Annotated in this window: 20 protein-coding genes; 7 read left to right on the top strand and 13 right to left on the bottom strand. The window is 72.1% G+C overall.

Annotated features, from left to right (window positions below):
* Positions 1-7: 7 nt before the first annotated feature.
* The 13 genes from AB0L75_RS12815 to AB0L75_RS12755 all read right to left on the bottom strand — a co-directional run bounded on the left by AB0L75_RS12815 (position 8) and on the right by AB0L75_RS12755 (position 13,130).
* On the bottom strand, positions 8-1,510 hold the full coding sequence (locus AB0L75_RS12815; RefSeq protein WP_365179508.1) for a family 43 glycosylhydrolase: 1,503 nt from the start codon (positions 1,508-1,510) through the stop codon (positions 8-10).
* The gene (locus AB0L75_RS12810) at positions 1,507-2,388 is read right to left on the bottom strand and encodes a PmoA family protein (protein WP_365179505.1); all 882 of its coding nucleotides are present in this window, start codon (positions 2,386-2,388) and stop codon (positions 1,507-1,509) included. The genes AB0L75_RS12815 and AB0L75_RS12810 overlap by 4 nt, the downstream gene beginning before the upstream one ends.
* Complete coding sequence (locus AB0L75_RS12805; protein ID WP_365179502.1) at positions 2,385-3,563, bottom strand: Gfo/Idh/MocA family oxidoreductase; 1,179 nt, start codon at positions 3,561-3,563, stop codon at positions 2,385-2,387. Before AB0L75_RS12805 ends, AB0L75_RS12810 begins: the two co-directional genes overlap by 4 nt.
* Positions 3,564-3,574: 11 nt before the next feature.
* Positions 3,575-4,459, bottom strand: a complete 885-nt coding sequence (locus AB0L75_RS12800) for a carbohydrate ABC transporter permease (protein ID WP_365179499.1) — start codon at positions 4,457-4,459, stop codon at positions 3,575-3,577.
* Positions 4,456-5,391 carry a sugar ABC transporter permease gene (locus tag AB0L75_RS12795; protein WP_365179496.1) on the bottom strand — a complete coding sequence of 312 codons (936 nt, stop codon included), beginning with the start codon at positions 5,389-5,391 and terminating at the stop codon, positions 4,456-4,458. Before AB0L75_RS12795 ends, AB0L75_RS12800 begins: the two co-directional genes overlap by 4 nt.
* A gap of 80 nt (positions 5,392-5,471) precedes the next feature.
* Entirely contained in the window at positions 5,472-7,202 is a 1,731-nt protein-coding gene (araD, locus tag AB0L75_RS12790; RefSeq protein ID WP_365179493.1) for an L-arabinonate dehydratase, read from the bottom strand.
* The gene (locus tag AB0L75_RS12785; RefSeq protein ID WP_365179490.1) at positions 7,190-8,101 is read right to left on the bottom strand and encodes a dihydrodipicolinate synthase family protein; all 912 of its coding nucleotides are present in this window, start codon (positions 8,099-8,101) and stop codon (positions 7,190-7,192) included. The genes araD and AB0L75_RS12785 overlap by 13 nt, the downstream gene beginning before the upstream one ends.
* Complete coding sequence (locus AB0L75_RS12780) at positions 8,098-8,808, bottom strand: GntR family transcriptional regulator (protein ID WP_365179487.1); 711 nt, start codon at positions 8,806-8,808, stop codon at positions 8,098-8,100. The genes AB0L75_RS12785 and AB0L75_RS12780 overlap by 4 nt, the downstream gene beginning before the upstream one ends.
* 116 nt (positions 8,809-8,924) lie before the next feature.
* Complete coding sequence (locus AB0L75_RS12775) at positions 8,925-9,677, bottom strand: MBL fold metallo-hydrolase (protein ID WP_365179484.1); 753 nt, start codon at positions 9,675-9,677, stop codon at positions 8,925-8,927.
* A gap of 77 nt (positions 9,678-9,754) precedes the next feature.
* The gene (locus tag AB0L75_RS12770; RefSeq protein ID WP_365179481.1) at positions 9,755-10,132 is read right to left on the bottom strand and encodes a hypothetical protein; all 378 of its coding nucleotides are present in this window, start codon (positions 10,130-10,132) and stop codon (positions 9,755-9,757) included.
* Positions 10,133-10,207: 75 nt separating this feature from the next.
* A complete protein-coding gene (locus tag AB0L75_RS12765; protein ID WP_365179478.1) occupies positions 10,208-10,789 on the bottom strand; it encodes a TIGR03086 family metal-binding protein in 582 nt (193 codons plus the stop codon).
* Between the two features lie 239 nt (positions 10,790-11,028).
* On the bottom strand, positions 11,029-12,192 hold the full coding sequence (locus tag AB0L75_RS12760; protein ID WP_365179475.1) for a hypothetical protein: 1,164 nt from the start codon (positions 12,190-12,192) through the stop codon (positions 11,029-11,031).
* Positions 12,189-13,130, bottom strand: a complete 942-nt coding sequence (locus AB0L75_RS12755; RefSeq protein ID WP_365179472.1) for a 5-dehydro-4-deoxyglucarate dehydratase — start codon at positions 13,128-13,130, stop codon at positions 12,189-12,191. The genes AB0L75_RS12760 and AB0L75_RS12755 overlap by 4 nt, the downstream gene beginning before the upstream one ends.
* Positions 13,131-13,342: 212 nt before the next feature.
* Here AB0L75_RS12755 and AB0L75_RS12750 point away from each other — a divergent pair, with 212 nt between their 5' ends.
* The 7 genes from AB0L75_RS12750 to AB0L75_RS12720 all read left to right on the top strand — a co-directional run bounded on the left by AB0L75_RS12750 (position 13,343) and on the right by AB0L75_RS12720 (position 20,726).
* Positions 13,343-14,152 (top strand): NAD(P)-dependent oxidoreductase, encoded by an 810-nt coding sequence (locus tag AB0L75_RS12750; RefSeq protein ID WP_365179469.1) that lies wholly within the window; start codon positions 13,343-13,345, stop codon positions 14,150-14,152.
* A 323-nt stretch (positions 14,153-14,475) separates the two neighbouring features.
* Complete coding sequence (locus tag AB0L75_RS12745; RefSeq protein ID WP_365179466.1) at positions 14,476-15,246, top strand: DeoR/GlpR family DNA-binding transcription regulator; 771 nt, start codon at positions 14,476-14,478, stop codon at positions 15,244-15,246.
* Between the two features lie 76 nt (positions 15,247-15,322).
* The gene (locus AB0L75_RS12740) at positions 15,323-16,696 is read left to right on the top strand and encodes a sugar ABC transporter substrate-binding protein (protein WP_365179463.1); all 1,374 of its coding nucleotides are present in this window, start codon (positions 15,323-15,325) and stop codon (positions 16,694-16,696) included.
* Entirely contained in the window at positions 16,693-17,631 is a 939-nt protein-coding gene (locus tag AB0L75_RS12735; protein ID WP_365179460.1) for a sugar ABC transporter permease, read from the top strand. Before AB0L75_RS12740 ends, AB0L75_RS12735 begins: the two co-directional genes overlap by 4 nt.
* On the top strand, positions 17,628-18,455 hold the full coding sequence (locus AB0L75_RS12730; protein ID WP_365179457.1) for a carbohydrate ABC transporter permease: 828 nt from the start codon (positions 17,628-17,630) through the stop codon (positions 18,453-18,455). Before AB0L75_RS12735 ends, AB0L75_RS12730 begins: the two co-directional genes overlap by 4 nt.
* Positions 18,452-19,441, top strand: a complete 990-nt coding sequence (locus tag AB0L75_RS12725) for a zinc-dependent alcohol dehydrogenase family protein (protein ID WP_365179454.1) — start codon at positions 18,452-18,454, stop codon at positions 19,439-19,441. The genes AB0L75_RS12730 and AB0L75_RS12725 overlap by 4 nt, the downstream gene beginning before the upstream one ends.
* A gap of 64 nt (positions 19,442-19,505) precedes the next feature.
* Positions 19,506-20,726, top strand: a complete 1,221-nt coding sequence (locus AB0L75_RS12720) for a TerD family protein (protein WP_365179451.1) — start codon at positions 19,506-19,508, stop codon at positions 20,724-20,726.
* The last annotated feature ends 37 nt before the right edge of the window (positions 20,727-20,763 follow it).

Here is a 20,763-nt window from a genome sequence, read left to right as displayed (position 1 = left end):
GGAAGGACTACAACGACGTGATCCGGAACCGGGTGAAGGCCGCCGCCCCCGCGTGCCCCGGTCCCTGTGGCGCGACGGCGAACAGGCCGAGCAGGGCACCCACCCAGCGCCACGGCGTGGCCGCGGAGACGGGACCGGAGGGGCGAAGGCCGTCCCCGGTGTCGTAGGCGAACCGGCAGCGCGCCCCCGCGCCGATCTCGATCCGCAGCCGGGCCCGCCCCTCGGGTGCGAGGCGGGGCACCCCGGCGTCCCGTTGACGGTCGGCCACCGCCTCCGCGAACCGGTGCACGAGCCGGACCGTCCCGTCGGCCGCCCGCTCCAGGCCGATCCAGCAGAACGCCTCCCCGAGCACCACGAGCCCCGCCCGCGCCCCCGGTTCGGTGCCCTCCAGCCGCAGTTCGACCTCCGCCACGGACGGACGGCCGGGCAGCCGCTGGGTGAGCACGTTCGGGAGCGCGCGCACGTCATGGTCGTCGGCCGAGCGCACGCAGGTCAGCCGCAGGCCGTCCGCGGAGTGCTGGACGGCGAAGCCGTCGCCCGGGTTGGCGGTCCACTGCCACTGGCGGCCGTACCGCCCGCCGGGGAAGTCGTCGTCGGTGGCGGGCGCCGCGGGCCGCTGCGCCGGCAGGGCGGGACGCCGGTGCGCGGCGACGGGGGCGCCCTCGTCACCGAGGACCGGCCAGCGGTCGTTCCCCCAGCGCATCGGCTGGAGGTGGACCACCCTGCCGTACGCGCCGCGCTGCTGGAAGTGCACGAACCAGTCCTCGCCGGCGGCCGTGCGCACCCAGGCGCCCTGGTGCGGCCCGTTGACCTCGGTGTCCTGCTGTTCCAGGACGATCCGCTCCTCGTACGGCCCGAAGAACCCGCGTGCGCGGAAGGCGCCCTGCCAGCCGGTCTCCACTCCCCCGGCGGGCGCCAGGATCCAGAACCAGCCGTCGTGCCGGTGGAGTCTGGGGCCCTCCAGGGTGAACCAGCCGGGGATGCGGTCGCCGTCGACGATGACCTCTCCCGCGTCCAGCAGTGAGGTGCCGTCGGGGTGCATCCGGTGGCCGGTGAGGCGGTTCTTGATGCCGGAGCGGGACTTCGCCCAGGCGTGCGCGAGGTAGGCCTCGCCGGTCTCGTCGTCCCACAGCGGGCACGGGTCGATGAGGCCCTTGCCCGCCTTGAGCAGGTGCGGGCGGGTCCACGGCCCCCTGATCTCCGGGGAGTTGATCTGGAAGATGCCCTGGTCGGTGTCGCCCCAGAAGATCCAGAAGCGGTCGTCGTGGTGCCGGATCGACGGTGCCCAGACCCCGCAGTCGTGCCGGGGACGGGCGAACTCCTCCTCCGGGTGGAGGCGTTCGAGGGCATGGCCGACGAGGGTCCAGTGGACGAGGTCGCGCGAGTGCAGCAGGGGCAGGCCGGGGACACGGCCGAAGCTGGAGGCGGTGAGGTAGAAGTCGTCGCCGACGCGGACCACGTCCGGGTCGGACCAGTCGGCGTCCAGGATCGGGTTCGTGTACGTCGTCACCGGGTCACCGCCTTGCGGACCAGCGCGGCCGCCTCGTCCCGGTCCAGCCGGCCGTCGGCGACGACGGTGACGATCCGCCGTACGACGGTGCCGCCGGGCTCGACGGCCAGCCGCTCGGTGTGCGCCAGCGACGAGCCGACGCCCGGGTACTCGGCGGCGCGCACGAACCACGGGTCACGCCGGGTCTCCTCGGTGGCCCCGGCGAACACCAGCGTCCAGCCTCCCCCGCTCCCGGCTCCGCTCGATCGGGGGGACCCCCACCCGGCGAGCGCCAGCCAGTCGGCGCGGCTGCCGTGTATCCCGGTCTCGCCCTCGCGGCCGGCGGTGAAGACCTGCGGCGCCCGGTCCTCCCTGCGGGCCCGCCAGAAGAAGCCGCCGTAGGCCGCGCCGGGTCGCCCGTTGGTGGCGGGGCTGCCGATCGACAGCGGGTCGGGGGTGACGTTGGTGAGGGAGAAGGTGAAGTCCAACGCCCAGGCGGAGGAGGTGAGTTCGCAGGCCGCGACGGTACGGCGTTCGCGCAGCAGCTCGGTTCCGGCGACGACCCAGCGCAGCTCGGCCACGAACCCGTCGGGGTCGCGGAGCTGGAAGGAGGTGTGCCGCTGGGTGCCGTGGTCGTCCAGCTCGGTCGGCCCCCGGTCGCGTACGAAGGTGCGTCCGCCCCAGAAGTTGTGCCCCTCGACGTCGGGAACGGCGACACCGACGCCGAGGTGGTGCGGGTGGTCGGCGGGGCTCAGCTCGGTGACCGGCGTGCCGGCCAGGGTGGTGACGGGGTGCAGGAAGGGGCGCGGGGAGAGCCGGGCGGGCAGCTCGGGCCGGATGAGGTACCGGGCGACCGGGCGGCCCTCGACGCGCAGGACCAGGGTGTCCGAGGGGGTCATCGGGGGCTCACCTCGTCCGGCGCCTTCGGTGCTCTCGGTGTCCTCGGTGCTTTCGGCAGGGCCCAGTCGGCGCCCAGCTCGGAGTAGAGGGCGAGGGTGTCGGCGGCGGCCGCGACCAGGCCGTCGATGCCGGGCACGACCCGGCGGTGCTCGGCGGGCAGCGGCCGCCAGACGCCCTCCGGGAGCGGGGCGGGGTCGGGGGCGGTGCGGATGGCCTCGACGACCCGCATGAAGGCACCGGTGGTGTCCGGCGGGACCAGCAGGTCCGCACCGCCCTGAAGATGCCCGACCAGGTTCCGCAGCAGGTCGGTACGGCCGTACCCGGTCTCCTCCGGGCCGTGTCCGGCGCGCTGGAGCAGCACCCGGTCCTGCTTGTACCAGAAGGTGATCCGGCCGCTGCTGCCGTGCACCAGCACATACGGCTCGGCCGCTTCCTCGGCGCACAGGGTCGCGGCGACCGTGACCGGGCCGCGCGGGGTGCTGACCCTGACGCACGAGGTGTCGTCGGACTCGATGGCATGGGCGCGCCGCAGCTCGGTCTCGATACCGGTGACGTCCTCGGCGCGGGTGGTGCCGAGCAGGGCGAGGCCGGTGGCGACGGCGTGCGCGAGCGGGTTGGTGAGGACACCGTCGACCACGTCGACGCCGTTCAGCCGCCGCCGGCCCGCCCAGGGCGCCCGCCGGAAGTAGGCCTCGTCCCGGACCCAGGCCCCGGCGCCGCCGACGCCGATGACCTCGCCGACGGCGCCCTCGGCGATGAGCCGCCGGATCGCGGGCACGGCGTGCGAGCCGAGCGACTGGAACCCGATCTGGCAGACCACCCCGGCCTTGTCGACGCCGTCGGCCAGGCGCCGGAACTCGGCGTACGACGGCGCGGGCGGCTTCTCCAGCAGCAGGTGCACGCCCCTGCGCGCGGCTTCCAGCGCGAGGTCGGTGTGGGTGGGGATGGGGGTGCAGATCACGGCGATCCGGGCGCCGGTGGCGTCGAGCAGCGCGCCGAGGTCGGCGGACTGCGCGGGCGTGCCGAGACCGTCCGGGATCTCGTCGGGGGTGAGCGGGGTCAGCTCGCAGATACCGGCGAGGCGGACGAGGCCCTGCCGCTGGAGCCTGCGGATGTTGTCGAGGTGCCAGCGGCCATGGCCGCGCGCTCCCGCGAGGACGATGTCGATGCTCATCCCTTCACCGCTCATCCCTTCACCGCCCCCGCGCTGAAGCCGGTGATCAGCCACTTCTGGATGAAGGCGAAGACGATCACGACGGGTACGGCCGCGATGATGCCGCCGGCCGCCAGCGCGCCCAGGTCGACGCTGTCGGCGCTCATCAGGGTGTTGAGGCCCACCGGGATGGTCTGCTTGCTCTGGTCGGAGAGGAACATCAGGGCGAAGAGGAAGTGGTTCCAGGCGTGCACGAAGGCGAAGGAGCCGACGGCGATCAACCCGGGCCGCAGCAGCGGCAGTACGACGATCCGGAAGGCGGTCAGCCGGTTGCAGCCGTCCACCCAGGCGGCCTCCTCCAGGGAGTACGGCACGTTCCGGATGAACCCGCTGATCAGGATCATCGACAGCGGGAGCTGGAAGACGGTCTCGGCGATGATCACGCTCCCCAGCGAGTTGATCATCGACAGCCCGGCGAAGATCTGGAACAGCGGGACGAGCAGCAGCGCGCCCGGCACGAACTGCGAGCAGAGCAGGGCCAGCATGAAACCGCGCTTGAGACGGAAGTCGAAGCGGGCGAGCGCGTAGCCGCCGGCCAGCGCGACGGCCGTGGTCAGCACCAGGGTGGCGAGGCCGACGTAGACGCTGTTGGCGAAGTAGGTGCCGAAGCTGCGCTCGGTCCACACCTTCTGGAAGTGCTCGAAGGTCATCGGCCAGGGCACGAGGGAGGTCGAGCCGGCCGGGCGCAGGGCGAAGAGCAGGATCCAGTAGAAGGGGATCAGGGTGAACAGAAGATAGATCGACAAGGGGACATAGATCTGCCAGCGCGGGACCTCGTCCCAGGCCCGGCGCTTCTTACGGGCCTTGACGGGCTCGGCGGCCACGCGCTCGGGCGCGGGAGCGATCTCGGTGATCACGTGGGCTCACCTCCGAACTTGCTCAGCCGCAGATAGGCGATCGAGCAGAAGAGCAGGATCACGAACGCCACCGTGGTCAGGGCGGAGGCGTAGCCGAAGTTGTGCGCGTCGACGCTGGTGTCGGCGATGTAGAGGGGCAGGGTCGTCGTCTCCCCCGCAGGGCCGCCGCCGGTCAGGGTGTAGAGCAGGTCGACGTTGTTGAACTCCCACACCGCGCGCAGCAGCGTGGACAGCACGATCGCGTCCTTCAGATGGGGCAGCGTGATGTGCCGGAACTGCTTGATCCTGCCGGCCCCGTCGACCTCGGCGGCCTCGTACAGGTCCTTGGAGACGGACTGGAGGTCGGCGAGGATGAGGATCGCGAAGAAGGGCACGCCCCGCCAGAGATCGGCGACCACCGCCGCCGGGAAGACGGTGGACGTGTCCGAGAGCCAGCTGGTGCCGTACGACCCGAGCCCCGCGTCGGCGAGGTAACGGGTGACGCCCGTCTGGGAGTTGTAGAGCAGCACCCAGATCGCGGACGTCAGTACGCCGGAGACGGCCCACGGGGAGAAGACCAGGGCCCGGCCCACCGCCCGCCCGACGAAGCTCTGGTTGACGATGAGCGCCAGCGCCAGCCCGCACAGCAGCTGGAGCCCGACCTCCACCGCGACCCACTTGGCGCTGAAGGTCAGCGTGTCCCAGAACTGGGGGTCGTGGGCGAAGGCCTGGGTGAAGTTGCCGAGGCCCGCGAAGCCGTTCCGCCACGGCTTGGTCGGGTTGTAGTTCTGCAGGCTGTAGTAGAAGACGCTGAGCACCGGGTAGGCGATGAAGCCCAGCATCAGCAGGGCCGCCGGGGCGATCAGCAGGTACGGCAGCCTGCGCGGGGTCGCGGAGGCGCGGCGCCGCCGGGGTGGCGCGGGCGGTTTCGCCACGGCTGCGGCTTGGGCCATGACTGTTCTCCGTTCTGGGTGAAGCGCTTTCCGGTCGTTGTTCGACATCTCGGCCATACGGAGCCGCCGCGAGGGCGAGGTCAGCCGGCGTACGGGTCCGGCACCTTGCCCGGCCGGGCGAGGAACTCGAAGTCGCAGCCGGTGTCGGCCTGGGTGATCTGCCCGTTGTAGAGGACGCCGTAGCCGCGCTCGTACCGGGCGGGCGGGGGCGTCCACGCCACCCTGCGCCGCGCCAACTCCCCGTCGTCCACGTGCAGATGGAGGCTGCGCGCCGCGACGTCCAGGGTGATGAGGTCCCCGGTGCGCACCAGCGCCAGCGGGCCGCCGATGTACGACTCCGGGGCCACGTGCAGTACGCAGGTGCCGTAACTCGTGCCGCTCATCCGGGCGTCGGAGATGCGGACCATGTCCCGCACGCCCTGCCTCAGCAGGTGGTCCGGGATGGGGAGCATGCCGTACTCGGGCATGCCGGGGCCGCCCTTGGGTCCGGCGCCCCGCAGCACCAGCACGCTGTCGGCGGTGATGCCGAGCGCGGGGTCGTCGACGGTGCGCTGCATGGTCCGGTAGTCGTCGAAGACGACGGCCGGGCCGGTGTGCTTCAGCAGGCGGGGCTCGGCGGTGATGTGCTTGATGACCGCGCCGTCCGGGCAGAGGTTGCCGCGCAGGACCGCGACCCCGCCCTCGCTCGCGACCGGGTTGCCGCGGGGCCGGATGACGTCGTCGTCGTGCACCCGCGCGCCGTCCAGCTGCTCGCGCAGGCTGTCGTACGACACCGTCGGCCGGTCCAGGTGGAGCAGGTCGGTGATACGGGACAGGAAGCCGGGCAGGCCTCCCGCGAAGTGGAAGTCCTCCATCAGGTACCGCTGTCCGCCGGGGCGGACGTTGGCGAGGACGGGCACGGTCCGGGCGATGCGGTCGAAGTCGTCGAGGGTGAGCTTCACCCGGGCGCGGCCGGCCATGGCGATCAGGTGGATCACCGCGTTGGTGGAGCCGCCGAGGCCGAGCACGGTGGTGACGGCGTCCTCGAAGGCCTCACGGGTGAGGATCTCGGACAGCCGCCGGCCGCGGCGGACCAGTTCGACGACGCTCAGGCCCGCCCTGGCCGCCATCCGGTCGTGTCCCGAGTCGACCGCCGGGATGCTGGACGCGCCCGGCACGGTCACCCCGAGCGCCTCGGCGGCGGCGGTCAGCGTGGACGCCGTACCCATGGTCATGCAGTGGCCGGGCGAGCGGGCCAGGCCGCTCTCCAGCTCGGTCAGCTCGCAGTCGCCGATGAGGCCCGCGCGCCTGTCGTCCCAGTACTTCCACATGTCGGTGCCGGAGCCGAGCACCTCGCCGCGCCAGTGGCCGGGGAGCATGGGACCGGCGGGCACGAAGACGGTCGGCAGGTCCACGGAGGCGGCACCCATGAGCAGCGCCGGGGTCGTCTTGTCGCAGCCGCCCATCAGCACCGCGCCGTCGACGGGGTAGGAGCGCAGCAGTTCCTCGGTCTCCATCGCGAGCAGGTTGCGGTAGAGCATCGGGGTCGGCTTCTGGAAGGTCTCGCTGAGGGTGGAGACCGGGAACTCCAGCGGGAAGCCGCCCGCCTGCCACACCCCGCGCTTGACGGCCTGCGCGCGGTCCCGCAGATGCGCATGGCAGGGGTTGATGTCGGACCAGGTGTTGAGGATCGCGATGACCGGCTTGCCGAGGTGCTCCTCGGGGAGGTAGCCGAGCTGGCGGGTGCGGGCGCGGTGGCTGAAGGAGCGCAGGCCGTCGGTGCCGTACCACTGGTGGCTTCTGAGTTCCTCCGGCCGCTTCATATGGGCCATCCGGCGGCGATGGCGGCGACCTCGGCGCGCTCGTCCTCGGGCAGGGGCCTGCTCGGCGGGCGGACGTCGCGGCGGCAGAGGCCGAGCGCGGCGAGGGCCTCCTTGACGACGGTGACGTTGTTGGCGGAGCCGTGGGCGGCACGCAGTTCCTCGAAGCGGCGGATCTGCTCCCAGACCTTCATGGCGGCCGGGTAGTCGCCGGATCGAAGCGCTTCCATCATGTTCAGCGAAACGGCCGGGGCGACGTTCACGAGCCCGGAGGTGAAGCCGGTGGCGCCCGCCGAGAAGTAGGCGGGGGCGTACGGCTCGGCGAGGCCGGCGACCCAGACGAAGCGGTCGAGGCCCGCGTCCCGTGCGAAGCCCGCGAACCGTGCGGCGTCCGGTACGGCGTACTTCACGCCGAGGACGTTCGGGCAGTGGTCGGCGAGTTCGGCGAGGCGGGCGCCGGGCAGCTGGCTGTTGCGGATGTACGGCACCACGCCCAGCTCGGGGACGGCCTCGGCGATGGCCCGGTGGTAGTCGACCCAGCCGGCGGCCGAGACGTAGGGGTGCACGGGCTGGTGGACCATGACCATAGGGGCGCCGAGGTCGCGGGCGTGCCGGGCGGAGGCGATCGCGGTCGGCAGGTCGTGGCCGACGCCCACGAGGACCGCGGCGCGGTCGCCGGCCTCCTCGATCGTCAACTCGGTGACCAGACGGCGTTCTTCGGGCGTGAGGGCGTAGAACTCCCCGGTGTTGCCGCCCGGGGTGAGGGTCCTGATCCCGCCGTGGAGCAGGCGACGCAGCAGGGCCCGGTGGGCGCCGGTGTCGACGGAGCCGTCCTCGGCGAAGGGAGTCACCGGGATGGCCACCACGTCGGCCAGGGCCGCCCGCCCGGTCTCGAACGTCACACTGCTCATGAACGGCCTTCCGCTGGGTGGGACCGGGTGTCCTCGGTGTCCTCGGTGTCCTCGGTGTCCTCGGTGTCCTCGGTGTCCGAGGGGAAAGCTCGCCGTACGAACGAGGCGATGTGGTCGTGCAGGGCGCTCGCGGCGCCGTCCGCGTCACCGTCGAGCGCGAGCCGCAGGATCTCCCGGTGCTCGGCGGCCTCCCGCTCCCAGGAGGGATCGGCGGCCCAGGCCACGGCGGAGACCAGGGCGGCCTGGTCGCGGACCTCGTCCAGCATCCGGCCGAGCAGCGGGTTGCCGCAGGGCAGATAGAGGGCGCGGTGGAACTCGCGGTTGGCGAGGGAGCGTTCGGCGGTGTCGGTGGCGGCGTCGGCGCGGGTCAGTGCGGAGCGCGCGGCGTCGAGGGACGCGCCTCGCCCGACGGCCCTTCTCAGCGCCTCCGGCTCCAGCAGCAGCCGCACGTCGTAGACCTCGCGTGCCATGTCCGCGTCCACCATGCGCACCGTGACGCCCTTGTACTGGCTCATCACGACGAGTCCGGTCCCGGCGAGTGTCTTCAGCGCCTCGCGCACCGGGGTCTTGGACACCCCGAACTGCGCGGCCAGCTCCGTCTCGACCAGAGCCTGACCAGGCGTCAACTGCCCGGTCAGGATGCGGTGTTTGATCGCGTCCAGCACGAACTGCGTGCGGGACGGGATCGGGGTGGGCACAGAGGTCATGCGGCCCTCTCGGATCTCACAATCGCGTCTCATATATGACGTACGAAGTACGACGCGTTGAAGGTAGGAGGGGGCACGTGGTTCGTCAATGCCTCTGACAAAAGGAAGTCGGCGCGTCAGAAGGTGCGGGTGTCGCCTTCGCGGGCGGTGCCGGTGGGCCGCCCGGAGACGGCGGCGGCGCGGGCGGTGGCCTCCTCACGGGTGAGCGTGGGCCCGACGTGGGCGATGAGCAGCTCCCGGACCCGGGCGGCGCGGGCGGCGCGGCCGGCGTCCTCCGGGGTCAGGTGGACCTGTTCGCCATCGCGATGGGCGTCGATGTCGGCCTCGCACAGGAACAGGTCCGCACGGGCGGCGAGTTCGGTGAGTGCGGGGCACGGCCCGCTGTCCCCCGAGTACGCGAGCACGCTGCCCTGGCACTCGGCGCGCAGCCCGTACGCCTCGGTGTCGTGGGCGACGGCGCGGGCGGTCAGCCGGAGGTTCCAGTGCCGCACGTCGAGGCCGTCGTACAGGGCCCGGAAGTCGAAGACGCCCTTGAGGAAGTCGACGTCCGCCCGCCCGAGGAAACCGGCCAGCCGGCGGGCGCAGTCCTGCGGCGCGTACACCGGGATCGGCGCGGCCGGGGTCATCCCGCCGTACGCGAAGGCGTAGGCGGCACAGAGCAGATCGGCGCTGTGGTCGGCGTGCAGATGCGAGATCCAGATCGCGGTCAGCCGCGCCGGATCCGTGTGCCGCTGCAACTCGGCGAACGTACCGGGCCCGGCGTCCAGCCACACCTCGGCGCCCCCGCCGGACAGCAGATAGCCGGAGCAGGGCCGGCCGGGGCCGGGATGCGGGGAGGCCGTGCCGAGGACGGTGAGGGTGAGCGGCATGGGAGGGAGCGTACGACAGCGCGCGCCCGGTCCAGGGCCGCTCGGGCAAGTGGAACCCGGGGCCTAGGTGCACCGCGTCACGGCGCGGGAAGCGTGAACGCCAGGTACAGCACGGCCAGAGGCGGCAGCAGGGCGCCCAGGGCCACCCAGACCCGCGCTGCCGACCAGCGGCGCTTCCAGGGCAGCAGCCAGGCCGTGAGCAGGGCCGCGGCGGAGACCGGGAAGCCGTAGAAGATCAGCCCGAAGATCCAGGACAGCGCGGTGTTCAGCGCGGCCGAGCAGTCGTCGGGCCCGCAGCTGTCCGTGGCCATCACGGACAGCCCGCCGAACATGACGGCGGCCGGACCGAGCACGACCGCGAGGGCCGTGGCGACGGTCGGGGCCACCCAGGCATGGGGATCCCGGTCCGCCCGGTCGAGCGGTCCCGGGAGCGGCGCGAGGTGCTGTGTGGTCATACGAGCAGTGAACCGGTGCGGAGGGGGCCCGCACACGGGTCCATGTACTCAGCCGCACCCGGTCGGGCTACTCAGTCACCGGCCCCACCCCGGGTCCCGTCCGCTCAGGCCCAGCGCACGGTCCAGCAGCGGGGCGTCCTCCGGGACCGGGACGACGGGGCCGAAGAGCCGGCCGTCGCGGTCCGTGTTCTCGGCGGCCATGAGGAGGAACACATGGGCCGAGTCCAGGGCGGCGGGGTCGGGGTCGTAGGGCCGGCCGACGGCGCGGGCCAGGTCCCAGCCGTGGATGACCAGTTCGTCGGCCACGACGGCACCGGCGACCTCGCCCGGCAGGTCCACCCCGCCCGCGCGGGTCATGCCGGTCCAGGCGTCCGGGTCGCGCCAGGCGTCGGCGAGTTCGTCGAGGGCCTTGGGCAGTTCCTCGCGCCAGCCGGGGCCGATGTCCGGGACGGCAGCGGCCGGATCGCTGTCGGTCGTCGTACCGAGGTCCTTGCGGGCGGCGTCACGGAACGCCATGGAGAGCATCTGGATATGGGCCAGCAGGTTCCGAACCGCGTGCTCCGGGCACGGTGTGCGGGCGGCCAGCTGCTCGTCGGTCACGGACTCGGCGAGCCGCGCCAGGATCCGGGTCTGCGGGCCGAGGTCGACCATGGTCATGTCTCACTCCTCGATGTTGCGCTCCTCGTACGAAGGGCTGACCGGCCGGTGCGCGAAAACTCATCGGTGCCGCGCAGCCGCCGCCGTGATCGCCCGCCGCCGAGGCCGCCGCCGCCGAGGCAGGCGGCGCCCGCGCAGAATCGGGGCGAGGTAGCGCATGCCGCCGGCAGCAGATTCGGGTCGGTGGACGCCCCGGCGGCATTGCCGACAGCTTCCGGCGGATTGCCGCCGCCGGCCCCTCAGCGGGCCGACAGCGCCTCGCGCGCCGCGGCGAGGTCGGCGTCGGAGGCCAGCCCGGCGTGATAGAGCCGCAGTTCCGTCGCGCCTCGCGCACGCGCGCGTGCCGCGTCCGCCGCCAGCGTGCCGGGGCTGCCGCCCATGCCGGAGACGACGGTGAAGTTGGCGGCCAGCACCGTCTCCTCACGGGCCTGCTCGGCGAAGGGCGACAGCAGGGCCGTACCGCCCGCGCAGGGCACCACCACGCCGTCGGCGACGGAGAGGACGCGGGCGGGGTCGACGCCGGCGTTGGCCCCGCAGTGGTAGGAGACCGGGTCGGCGTGCAGCAGGACCTGGAAGCCGGCCGGCGCGGCGGCGCGCACGGCGGCGACGGCCCGTTCCTGGAGGGTGCCGGCGGTGTCGTCGCGCCACGCGCGCGTGCGGACCGCCGCCTCCTCGCCGAGCAGCTCGGCGACCGTCGGCCAGCCCTCGTCGTCCGCCGCGCCCCGCCACAGCGGCCCCAGCGCGGCCCGTACGGAGGCCGCCAACTCATCGGCGTCCAGGCCGCGTTCGCCGTACCCGGCGCGGCAGGAGGGGCAGAAGCACAGGGACATCAGGTACTGCCCGGCCTCGCCGAGAGCGACGCCGGAGATCTTGTCGTGGGCGTGCAGATGCTGGAGCCCGTACCAGCCGAGGGACTCCAGCTCGGTGCCGCGCGCGCCGGGGCGTACGGCGGCCTCGGCGGCCAGGTCGACCAGGTACGCGCGCGTGGCGGGCTGGGCGATGCAGGGCGCCCAGGGGTAGGGGTCGCCGTAGGCGTTGACGACGGAGGTGTCCGGATGTTCGGCGCCCAGGCGGGAGTTGTGGGCGAGGACGACCCAGGTGTGCACCTCCAGACCGGCCTCCGCGAGGGCCCGCGCGGCCTCGCCGTAGGCGTCGCCCGGGGCCCAGTGTCCGGCGGGGTGGGGACGCAGGCCACGGCCCGCCCAGCGGGCGCCCGGCGGGTAGAGGACGGCCGCGTACTCGGGGGTGACGATGCGATGGCGGGGGTGGCGGGGGGTCAGGGCGCGGGTGGAGTGGTAGGCGGCGGCGAGGGTCACCTGCTCCACGCCGAGCCCGGCGATGCGCGCCGGGGCCTCGGGGTCCCCGTTGACGTCCCAGGGATAGACGAACGCCGATGCCTTCACGCACCCTCCTCCAGCAGTGCGTATCCCCGCTCGATCAGCCGGGCGAGCTGTTTGACGTGGTCCTCGGCCGGCTCGTGCAGCGGGGGCCGGACCTCGCCGACGTCCAGGCCGCGCAGCCGTACGCCCGCCTTGACGAGCGAGACGGCGTAGCCGCGGCCTTGGGCGCGCAGCTCGACGAAGGGGCGGTAGAAGCCGTCCAGCAGGCGCCGGACGGTCGCCGTGTCGCCCGCTTCGAGCGCCCTGTGGTACGCGAGGGCGATCTCGGGGGCGAAGCAGAAGACGGCCGAGGAGTACAGGGTGATGCCGAGGGCGCGGTAGGCGAGCTGGGTCTGCTCGGCGGTGGGCAGGCCGTTGAAGTACAGGAAGTCGCCGGGGACCTCGGTGCGGACGGCGCTGACGATCCGCTGCATGAGGTCGAGGTCGCCGAGCCCGTCCTTGAGGCCGATGATGCCGTCGGTGCGGGCGAGTTCGACCACCGTGTGCGGGGTGAAGACGGCGTTGTCGCGCTGGTAGACGATCACGGGAAGAGCGGTGGCCGCGGCCAGCTCCCGGTAGTGGCGCAGCAGCCCCTCCTGGCCGGCCAGCACGAGGTACGGCGGCATGGCGAGGAGGCCGTCGGCGCCGGCCGCCTCGGCGAGACGGGCGTAGCGGACGGCGAGCGCGGTGCCGTAGCCGGCGCCCGCGACGACCGGGACGCGTCCGTCGGCCGCCTCGACGGCCGCCCGGACGCAGGCCTCGAACTCCTCCGGCAGCAGCGCGTGGAACTCCCCGGTGCCGCAGCAGGCGAACACGGCGGCGGCACCGGCGGCGACGCCCCGGCGGACATGGGTGCGGTAGACGTCGAGGTCGGGGGTGCCGCCCTGGCCGTAGGCCGTGACCGGGAAGAAGAGCGGCCCGCGCGGCTCGCGGAGCCGGGCGGCGAGAGGGGCTGGCGTCACGGGCTCTCCCTTGGGACACGCCGGTGCATGTCTCTGATCCATGTCCATATTTCTGAACGCGACCACGCTACGGGCCCTTCTTGTGGCAGGTCAAGCAGGCGAATCCGCAACACCCGGAGCGAATTCACGGAGATCACGCGACACTTGACCGGGCGCGACGAAATCCTTAGCGTGTCCACGTATGTGAATGTCGGCCGCAAGGAGAACCGAGGATGCCCGCTCCCCGCACCGTTCTGCTCACCGGCGCCGCCGGCGGGCTCGGCACCCTGATGCGGTCCCTGCTGCCGGAGTACGGCTACACCCTGCGCCTGTTCGACATGCGCCCCGTCGAGGGCGAGCCGGACGCCATCACCGCCGACCTCGGCGACCGGGAGGCGCTGCGCGAGGCCGTGCGGGGCGTGGACGCGGTCCTCCACCTCGCGGGCATCTCCCTGGAAGCCCCCTTCGAGAAGATCCTGAAGGCGAACATCGAGGGCACCTACAACCTCTACGAGGCCGCCCGCGAGGAGGGCGTCCCCCGGATCGTCTTCGCCTCCTCCAACCACGCCGTCGGCTTCACCCCGGCCCCGCGCGCGGGCGAGCCGCTGATCCCGGTCGACACCCCGCGCCGCCCGGACACCTTCTACGGCCTGTCCAAGTCCTTCGGCGAGGACCTCGCCCAGCTGTACTGGGACAAGCACGGCCTGGAGACCGTGTCCGTGCGCATCGGCTCCTGCTTCCCGGAGCCGACCGGCGTGCGCATGCTCTCGGTGTGGATGAGCCCGACCGACGGCGCCCGTCTCTTCCATGCGGCCCTGACCGCCGAGAACGTCGGGCACACGGTCGTCTACGGCTCCTCCGCCAACACCCGGCTGTGGTGGGACCTGGCGAGCGCGCGGGCGCTCGGCTACGAGCCGCAGGACGACTCCGAGCCGTACGCCGGGAAGCTGATCGCCGAGCAGGGCGAGCTGGACCCGCAGAACCCCGCGCACAGCCACCTCGGCGGGCACTTCGTGAACGATCCGCCCGTCTGGCCGTACTGAGCGCTCCGGACTCCGTACCGGGCGCTTCGGGCGGCGGGTCACTACGGGCGGCGGGAAGATGGCCCTGGGGCGGCCGAAAACGAACCCCCACGCACGCGGGCGGGCACCGAACGGGCCCGCCCGCCGCCGTTTCGGGCATCCGGGACGCCCGCTCCCACCCCGCCCGCCGCGACCGCCGCAGGTCCGCGCCGGGCACCCCACCGGGCATACGGGCACAGACGGGCAGGATCGGACCGCCAGCAGGCCTGGTCAGCGCCGCGGACCCGCTGTAGAAATTTGCCGCGGGGCCCGAACGGGCAGCTCCACGGGAAGGCGGTGACGACATGAGCGTGAGGACGGCCGAAGAACGCCGGCGCGCGATCGTGCTGGCCGCACGTGCGACCGGCTCGGTCGACGTCACCGCGCTGGCCGAGGAGCTGGGCGTGGCCAGGGAGACCATCCGGCGCGATCTGCGCACCCTGGAGGACCACGGCCTGGTGCGGCGTACCCACGGGGGCGCCTGTCCGGTGGAGAGCGCCGGCTTCGAGACGACGCTCGCCTTCCGTGCCACCAGCCATGTCCCCGAGAAGCGCCGGATCGCGGCCGCCGCGGCCGAGCTGCTCGGGGACGCGGAGACGGTCTTCGTGGACGAGGGCTTCACCCCGCAGCTCATCGCCGAGGCGCTGCCGACCGACCGGCCGCTGACCGTGGTCACCGCCTCGCTGCCGGTCGCGGCCGCCCTGGCGGAGGCCGAGCAGGTCTCGGTACTGCTGCTCGGCGGCCGGGTCCGGGCCGGCACGCTGGCCACCGTCGACCACTGGACGACGAAGATGCTGGCGGGCTTCGTCGTCGACCTCGCCTACATCGGCGCCAACGGCATCTCCCGCGAGCACGGCCTGACCACGCCCGACCCGGCGGTCAGCGAGGTCAAGGCGCAGGCGATACGGGCCGCGCGGCGCGCCGTCTTCGCGGGCGTGCACACCAAGTTCGGAGCGGTCAGCTTCTGCCGGTTCGCCGAGGTCGGCGCGCTGGAGGCGATCGTGACGAGCACCCTCCTGCCGACCGCCGAAGCCCATCGCTACTCCCTGCTGGGCCCGCAGGTCATCCGGGTCTGAAAAACAAACTCGCCCCTATAGGGGCCCTTCACACCAATAAGTGCCCCTTATATCCCGATAAATCCAGGAGCGATCCATGCGAACCCAGAGCCGACGGAGGCCACCGCGAGCCACGCTCGCCATGGCCGCCGCAGGGACGCTGCTCGCCCCGCTGCTCTCCGGCTGCTGGGTCGGTGCGGGCGGGTCCGGTTCCGGCGGCGATTCCATCAACGTCCTGATGGTCAACAACCCGCAGATGACCGAGTTGCAGAAGCTGACCGCGGCCCACTTCACCAAGGAGACGGGCATCAAGGTCAATTTCACCGTCCTGCCCGAGAACGACGTCCGCGACAAGATCAGCCAGGACTTCGCCAACCAGGCCGGGCAGTACGACGTGGCCACCCTGTCCAACTACGAGATACCGATCTACGCCCGCAACAGCTGGCTGCACGAGATGAACTCGTATGTGGCGAAGGACCCGTCGTACGACGAACAGGACGTCCTGCGACCCATGCGCCAGTCGCTCACCGCCGACGACGGCAAGCTCTACGGGCAGCCCTTCTACGGCGAGTCGTCCTTCCTGATGTACCGCAAGGACGTGTTCGCGGCGAAGGGCCTGACCATGCCCGCCCATCCCACCTGGCAGCAGGTCGCCGGCCTCGCCGCGAAGGCGGACGGCGCGCAGCCCGGCATGAAGGGCATCTGCCTGCGCGGGCTGCCCGGCTGGGGCGAGCTGATGGCCCCGCTCACCACCGTGGTGAACACCTTCGGCGGCACCTGGTTCGACAAGCGGTGGAAGGCCCGTCTCGACTCCCCCGAGTTCGAGAAGGCGACGAAGTTCTATGTCGACCTCGTCCGTGCGCACGGTGAGTCCGGCGCCGCGCAGTCCGGGTTCGCCGAGTGCCTGAACGACATGACCCAGGGCAAGGTCGCCATGTGGTACGACGCCACCAGCGCCGCCGGCCTGCTGGAGGCCCAGGGCTCCCCGGTCAAGGGCAAGCTCGGCTACGCCCCGGCCCCCGTCGTGCGGACCCCGTCCTCCGGCTGGCTCTACACCTGGGCCTGGGGCATCCAGAAGGCGTCCCGCAACCCCGACAAGGCCTGGAAGTTCGTCTCCTGGGCGTCCAGCAAGGGCTATGAGCAACTGGTCGGCCGGACCAGCGGCTGGCCGGACGTCCCGGCGGGCAAGCGGGCGTCGACGTACACCAACGCCGACTACCGCAGGTCGGCGGCCGCCTTCCAGGAGATGACCAAGGAGGCCATCGAGAGCGCCCGCCCGAACGACCCGGGCGTGCAGCCGCGGCCCGCGCCCGGCATCCAGTTCGTCGGCATCCCCGAGTTCACCGATCTCGGCACCAAGGTCTCCCAGGAGATCAGCGCGGCCATCGCCGGACGCCAGTCCACGGGCTCGGCCCTCAAGAACTCGCAGGCGCTCGCCGAGAAGATCTCCAAGGAGTACGAGGGACGATGACAGCGACGACCACGGCCCGCCTCGCGGCCACCCCCACACGCATGATGAAACCACCCTCGGCCCGGCTGCGCGCCTGGGCCACCCGAGCGCCGCTGCTGCCGGCCCTCGTCTTCATGATCGCGGTGACCCAGCTGCCGTTCGTGGCCACGCTGGTGATCTCCTTCTTCGACTGGAACGCCCTCTACCCCAAGGCCCGCCACTTCACCGGCCTCGACAACTACCGCCAGGTGCTGACCGACGCCGACCTGCGCCACTCGGTGTGGACGACCGTGCTGCTCACGGTGGGGGTGGTGCTGGCCAGCCTGGTCCTCGGGCTGCTGCTCGCCCTGCTGCTGGACCGCAGGTTCCGCGGCCGGGGTGTCGTACGCACCCTGCTCATCGCCCCGTTCCTGGTGGTGCCGGTGGCCGCGGCGCTGCTCTGGAAACATGTGCTCTACAACCCTGAATACGGCCTGCTCAATGGGTTGTTGCACTATGTGGGCGGCCCACAGCCCGACTGGATCTCCCGCACCCCGCTGCTCGCGGTCGAGGCCTCCCTGGTGTGGCAGTGGACGCCGTTCATGATGCTGATCCTGCTCGCCGGGCTGCAGAGCCGGGACCAGCAGCAGATCGAGGCCGCGCGGGTCGACGGCGCGAACGACTGGCAGGTCTTCCGCCATCTGACACTCCCGCACCTGCGCCGCTACCTCGAACTCGGCGCGCTGCTCGGCTCGATCTACATCGTGCAGAACTTCGACGCGGTCTTCACGATCACCTCCGGCGGCCTGGGCACCGCCAACCTGCCCTACACCGTCTACCAGAGCTTCTACCAGGCCCATGAGAACGGCCTCGCCTCGGCCGCCGGCGTCCTGGTCGTCATCGGCTCGATCATCATCGCGACCTTCGCGCTGCGCGTGGTGTCGTCCCTGTTCCGCGAGGAGGTGTCCCGCGCATGAACGCCGTACTGCGCCGCAACGGGCTGGGTCTGATGGCCTGGCTCGCCGGGATCGTGTTCTTCCTGCCGATCGCGTGGATGACCCTGACGTCCTTCCACTCCGAGGCGGACGCGGCGACCAACCCGCCGTCCTTCGCCGCCTCCCTCACCCTGGACGGCTACCGCGAGTTCTTCGGCAGCGGCGGCGGGGCGAGCCCCTGGCCCGCGCTGATCAACTCCACCGTGGCGTCGGTGTTCTCCACACTGTGTGTCCTCCTGCTGGCCCTCCCGGCGGCCTACGCGCTCTCGGTCCGGCCGGTGAAGAAGTGGACGGACGTGCTGTTCTTCTTCCTGTCCACGAAGATGCTGCCGGCCGTGGCGGGCCTGCTGCCGATCTATCTGTTCGCCAAGAACGCCGGGATGCTCGACAACATCTGGCTCCTGGTCATCCTCTACACCTCCATGAACCTGCCGATCGCGGTGTGGATGATGCAGTCCTTCCTCGCCGAGGTCCCGGTGGCGGTGATCGAGGCGGCGCAGATCGACGGCGCCCGGCTGCCGACGATCCTCGCGCGTGTGGTCGCCCCCATCGCCCTGCCCGGCATCGCCGCGACCGCCCTGATCTGCTTCATCTTCAGCTGGAACGAGCTGCTCTTCGCCCGTGTGCTCACGGGCGTGGTCGCCGAGACCGCCCCCGTGTTCCTGACCGGTTTCATCACCAGCCAGGGCCTGTTCCTGGCCAAGGTGTGCGCCGCGTCGCTCGTCATCTCCCTGCCGGTGCTCGCCGCGGGGTTCGCCGCCCAGGACAAGCTGGTCCAGGGCCTGTCGTTGGGAGCCGTGAAATGAAGGCCGCCGTCATCGAGTCCGTGGGCCGCGCCGTCGTCGCCGAGGTGCCGGACCCGACGCCGGGCCCGCGCGAGGTCGTCGTGGAAGTGGCCGCCTGCGGCCTGTGCGGCACCGACCTGCACATCCTCCAGGGCGAGTTCGCGCCCAAGCTGCCGCTGGTTCCCGGGCACGAGTTCGCGGGCGAGGTGGTCGGGGTCGGCAGCCAGGTCACCGAGGTCGCGGTCGGCGACCGGGTGGCCGTCGACCCCTCCCTGTACTGCTACGAGTGCCGTTACTGCCGTACCGGCCACAACAACCTGTGCGAGCGGTGGGCCGCGATCGGCGTCACCACGGCGGGCGGGGCGGCCCAGTACGCACTCGCCCCCGTCGCCAACTGCGTGAAGCTGCCCGAGCATGTGCGCACCGAGGACGCGGCCCTGGTGGAGCCGCTGTCCTGCGCGGTACGCGGCTACGACGTCCTCAGCTCCCGCCTGGGCGCCCATGTGCTGATCTACGGCTCCGGAACCATGGGGCTGATGATGCTGGAGCTGGCCAAGCGGACGGGCGCGGCGAGCGTGGACGTCGTCGACGTGAACCCGGCGCGGCTGGAGACGGCGCGGCAGCTGGGGGTGTCCGCCTCGGCGGCGAGCGCGGACGAGCTGGACCGGCCGCACGGCTGGGACGTGGTCGTGGACGCCACGGGCAACGCGGCGGCGATCCAGGACGGCCTGGACCGGGTGGCGAAGGCCGGAACGTTCCTGCAGTTCGGGGTGGCCGACTACGCGACCCGTGTGACCATCGACCCGTATCGGATCTACAACCAGGAGATCACCATCACTGGCTCCATGGCGGTCCTCCACAGCTTCGAGCGGGCGGCCGAGCTGTTCGCGAACGGGGTACTGGATCCGCAGGTCTTCATCAGCGACCGGATCCCGCTGGAGCGGTACCCGCAGGCGCTGGAGCAGTTCGCGGCGGGGGTGGGGCGGAAGATCGTGGTCGTGCCCTGAGCCGATCGGGGGCTGGGTAAGGGAACGGTAAAGCGGTGTCGTTCGTTCACCCGGCATGACAGCTATGACCCCTGGCTCGAACATCCCTCTCTCCACCGCGCGTGTGACGGTGGACGTCGCCGCCCCCGTGCGACTCGACGTGTCGGGCCTGCTGCTCACCGCCGACGGCAAGGTGCGCTCGGACGAGGACTTCATCTTCTACAACCAGCCGGCGGGACCGGGCGTGGCCTACGCGTCCGGCGGCGGCGCGAAACCGGACGCGATCACGGTCGACACCGCCGCCGTCCCGCCGGACATCGAGAAGATCGTGGTGACGGCCAGCCCGGACGCGGCCGGCCAGACCTTCCAGGGCATCGAGCCGACGGCCACGATCCGCGACGCGGACGCCGGCGCGGTGCTGGCCACGTTCACCCCGCCCCAGCTCGGCGCGGAGACGGCACTGGTCGTCGTGGAGATCTACCGCCGGGGCGGCGCCTGGAAGGCCCGCGCGGTGGGCCAGGGGTACGCCGACGGACTGGCCGGCATCGCCACGGACTTCGGGGTGACGGTGGAGGAGCCGGCCGCCGCGCCCGCCGCCCCGCCGCAGCAGCCGGCGGCCCCGCCGACGCCTCCCGCCCAGGCCCCCGTCACACCGCCCGCACCCGCGATGCAGACCCCGGTCACCCCGCCCGCTCCCCCGGTGCCGCCCGCCCCGGCGCCCGGTGCCGGGAAGGTCAATCTGGACAAGGGCCGGGTCAGCCTGCAGAAGAACCAGACCGTGTCCCTGGTCAAGGGCGGCCGGCCGCTGCTCTCCCAGGTGCGGATGGGGCTCGGCTGGGAGCCCGCCTTCCGCGGCAGGGACATCGACCTGGACGCCTCGGTCATCGCCTACGGCGCGCAGCGCAACCCCATCGACAGCTGCTACTTCGGCAAGCTGACGATCCTGAACGGCGCGATCCGGCACTCCGGGGACAATCTCACCGGTGAGGGCGGAGGCGACGACGAGGTGATCACCGTGGACCTCGGCCGGCTCCCCCAGGAGGTCACCGGCCTGGTCTTCACGGTGAACTCCTTCTCCGGCCAGAAGTTCACGGAGGTGGCCAAGGCGTACTGCCGCCTGGTGGACGCGGCCACCGGCGAGGAACTGGTCCGCTTCGACCTCACCCACGCCGAGCCCCAGACCGGCGTGATGATGGCCAAGCTCATCCGCCAGTTCTCCGGCGAGTGGGACATGACGGCCATGGGCGACTTCGTCAAGGCCCGGACGGTACGGAACATGGTGGAGCCGGGAGCGAGGGCTCTGTAGCCCCTTGAGGTGCGGGCGCGTGGGAGCTGATCGCGCA

It is taken from the genome of Streptomyces sp. NPDC052101 (genome assembly GCF_040680235.1).
In the GTDB taxonomy this organism is placed as follows: Bacteria; Actinomycetota; Actinomycetes; order Streptomycetales; family Streptomycetaceae; genus Streptomyces.
This window is presented reverse-complemented; position numbering and strand designations above follow the sequence as displayed.

Bases quoted from the DNA above. Each gene is read 5' to 3' on its own strand.
- AB0L75_RS12810 (WP_365179505.1), bottom strand. From the start codon at position 2,388: ATGACCCCCTCGGACACCCTGGTCCTGCGCGTCGAGGGCCGCCCGGTC.
- AB0L75_RS12805 (WP_365179502.1), bottom strand. From the start codon at position 3,563: ATGAGCATCGACATCGTCCTCGCGGGAGCGCGCGGCCATGGCCGCTGG.
- AB0L75_RS12795 (WP_365179496.1), bottom strand. From the start codon at position 5,391: ATGGCCCAAGCCGCAGCCGTGGCGAAACCGCCCGCGCCACCCCGGCGG.
- araD (WP_365179493.1), bottom strand. From the start codon at position 7,202: ATGGCCCATATGAAGCGGCCGGAGGAACTCAGAAGCCACCAGTGGTAC.
- AB0L75_RS12785 (WP_365179490.1), bottom strand. From the start codon at position 8,101: ATGAGCAGTGTGACGTTCGAGACCGGGCGGGCGGCCCTGGCCGACGTG.
- AB0L75_RS12780 (WP_365179487.1), bottom strand. From the start codon at position 8,808: ATGACCTCTGTGCCCACCCCGATCCCGTCCCGCACGCAGTTCGTGCTG.
- AB0L75_RS12775 (WP_365179484.1), bottom strand. From the start codon at position 9,677: ATGCCGCTCACCCTCACCGTCCTCGGCACGGCCTCCCCGCATCCCGGC.
- AB0L75_RS12770 (WP_365179481.1), bottom strand. From the start codon at position 10,132: ATGACCACACAGCACCTCGCGCCGCTCCCGGGACCGCTCGACCGGGCG.
- AB0L75_RS12765 (WP_365179478.1), bottom strand. From the start codon at position 10,789: ATGACCATGGTCGACCTCGGCCCGCAGACCCGGATCCTGGCGCGGCTC.
- AB0L75_RS12750 (WP_365179469.1), top strand. From the start codon at position 13,343: ATGCCCGCTCCCCGCACCGTTCTGCTCACCGGCGCCGCCGGCGGGCTC.
- AB0L75_RS12745 (WP_365179466.1), top strand. From the start codon at position 14,476: ATGAGCGTGAGGACGGCCGAAGAACGCCGGCGCGCGATCGTGCTGGCC.
- AB0L75_RS12740 (WP_365179463.1), top strand. From the start codon at position 15,323: ATGCGAACCCAGAGCCGACGGAGGCCACCGCGAGCCACGCTCGCCATG.
- AB0L75_RS12735 (WP_365179460.1), top strand. From the start codon at position 16,693: ATGACAGCGACGACCACGGCCCGCCTCGCGGCCACCCCCACACGCATG.
- AB0L75_RS12730 (WP_365179457.1), top strand. From the start codon at position 17,628: ATGAACGCCGTACTGCGCCGCAACGGGCTGGGTCTGATGGCCTGGCTC.
- AB0L75_RS12725 (WP_365179454.1), top strand. From the start codon at position 18,452: ATGAAGGCCGCCGTCATCGAGTCCGTGGGCCGCGCCGTCGTCGCCGAG.
- AB0L75_RS12720 (WP_365179451.1), top strand. From the start codon at position 19,506: ATGACCCCTGGCTCGAACATCCCTCTCTCCACCGCGCGTGTGACGGTG.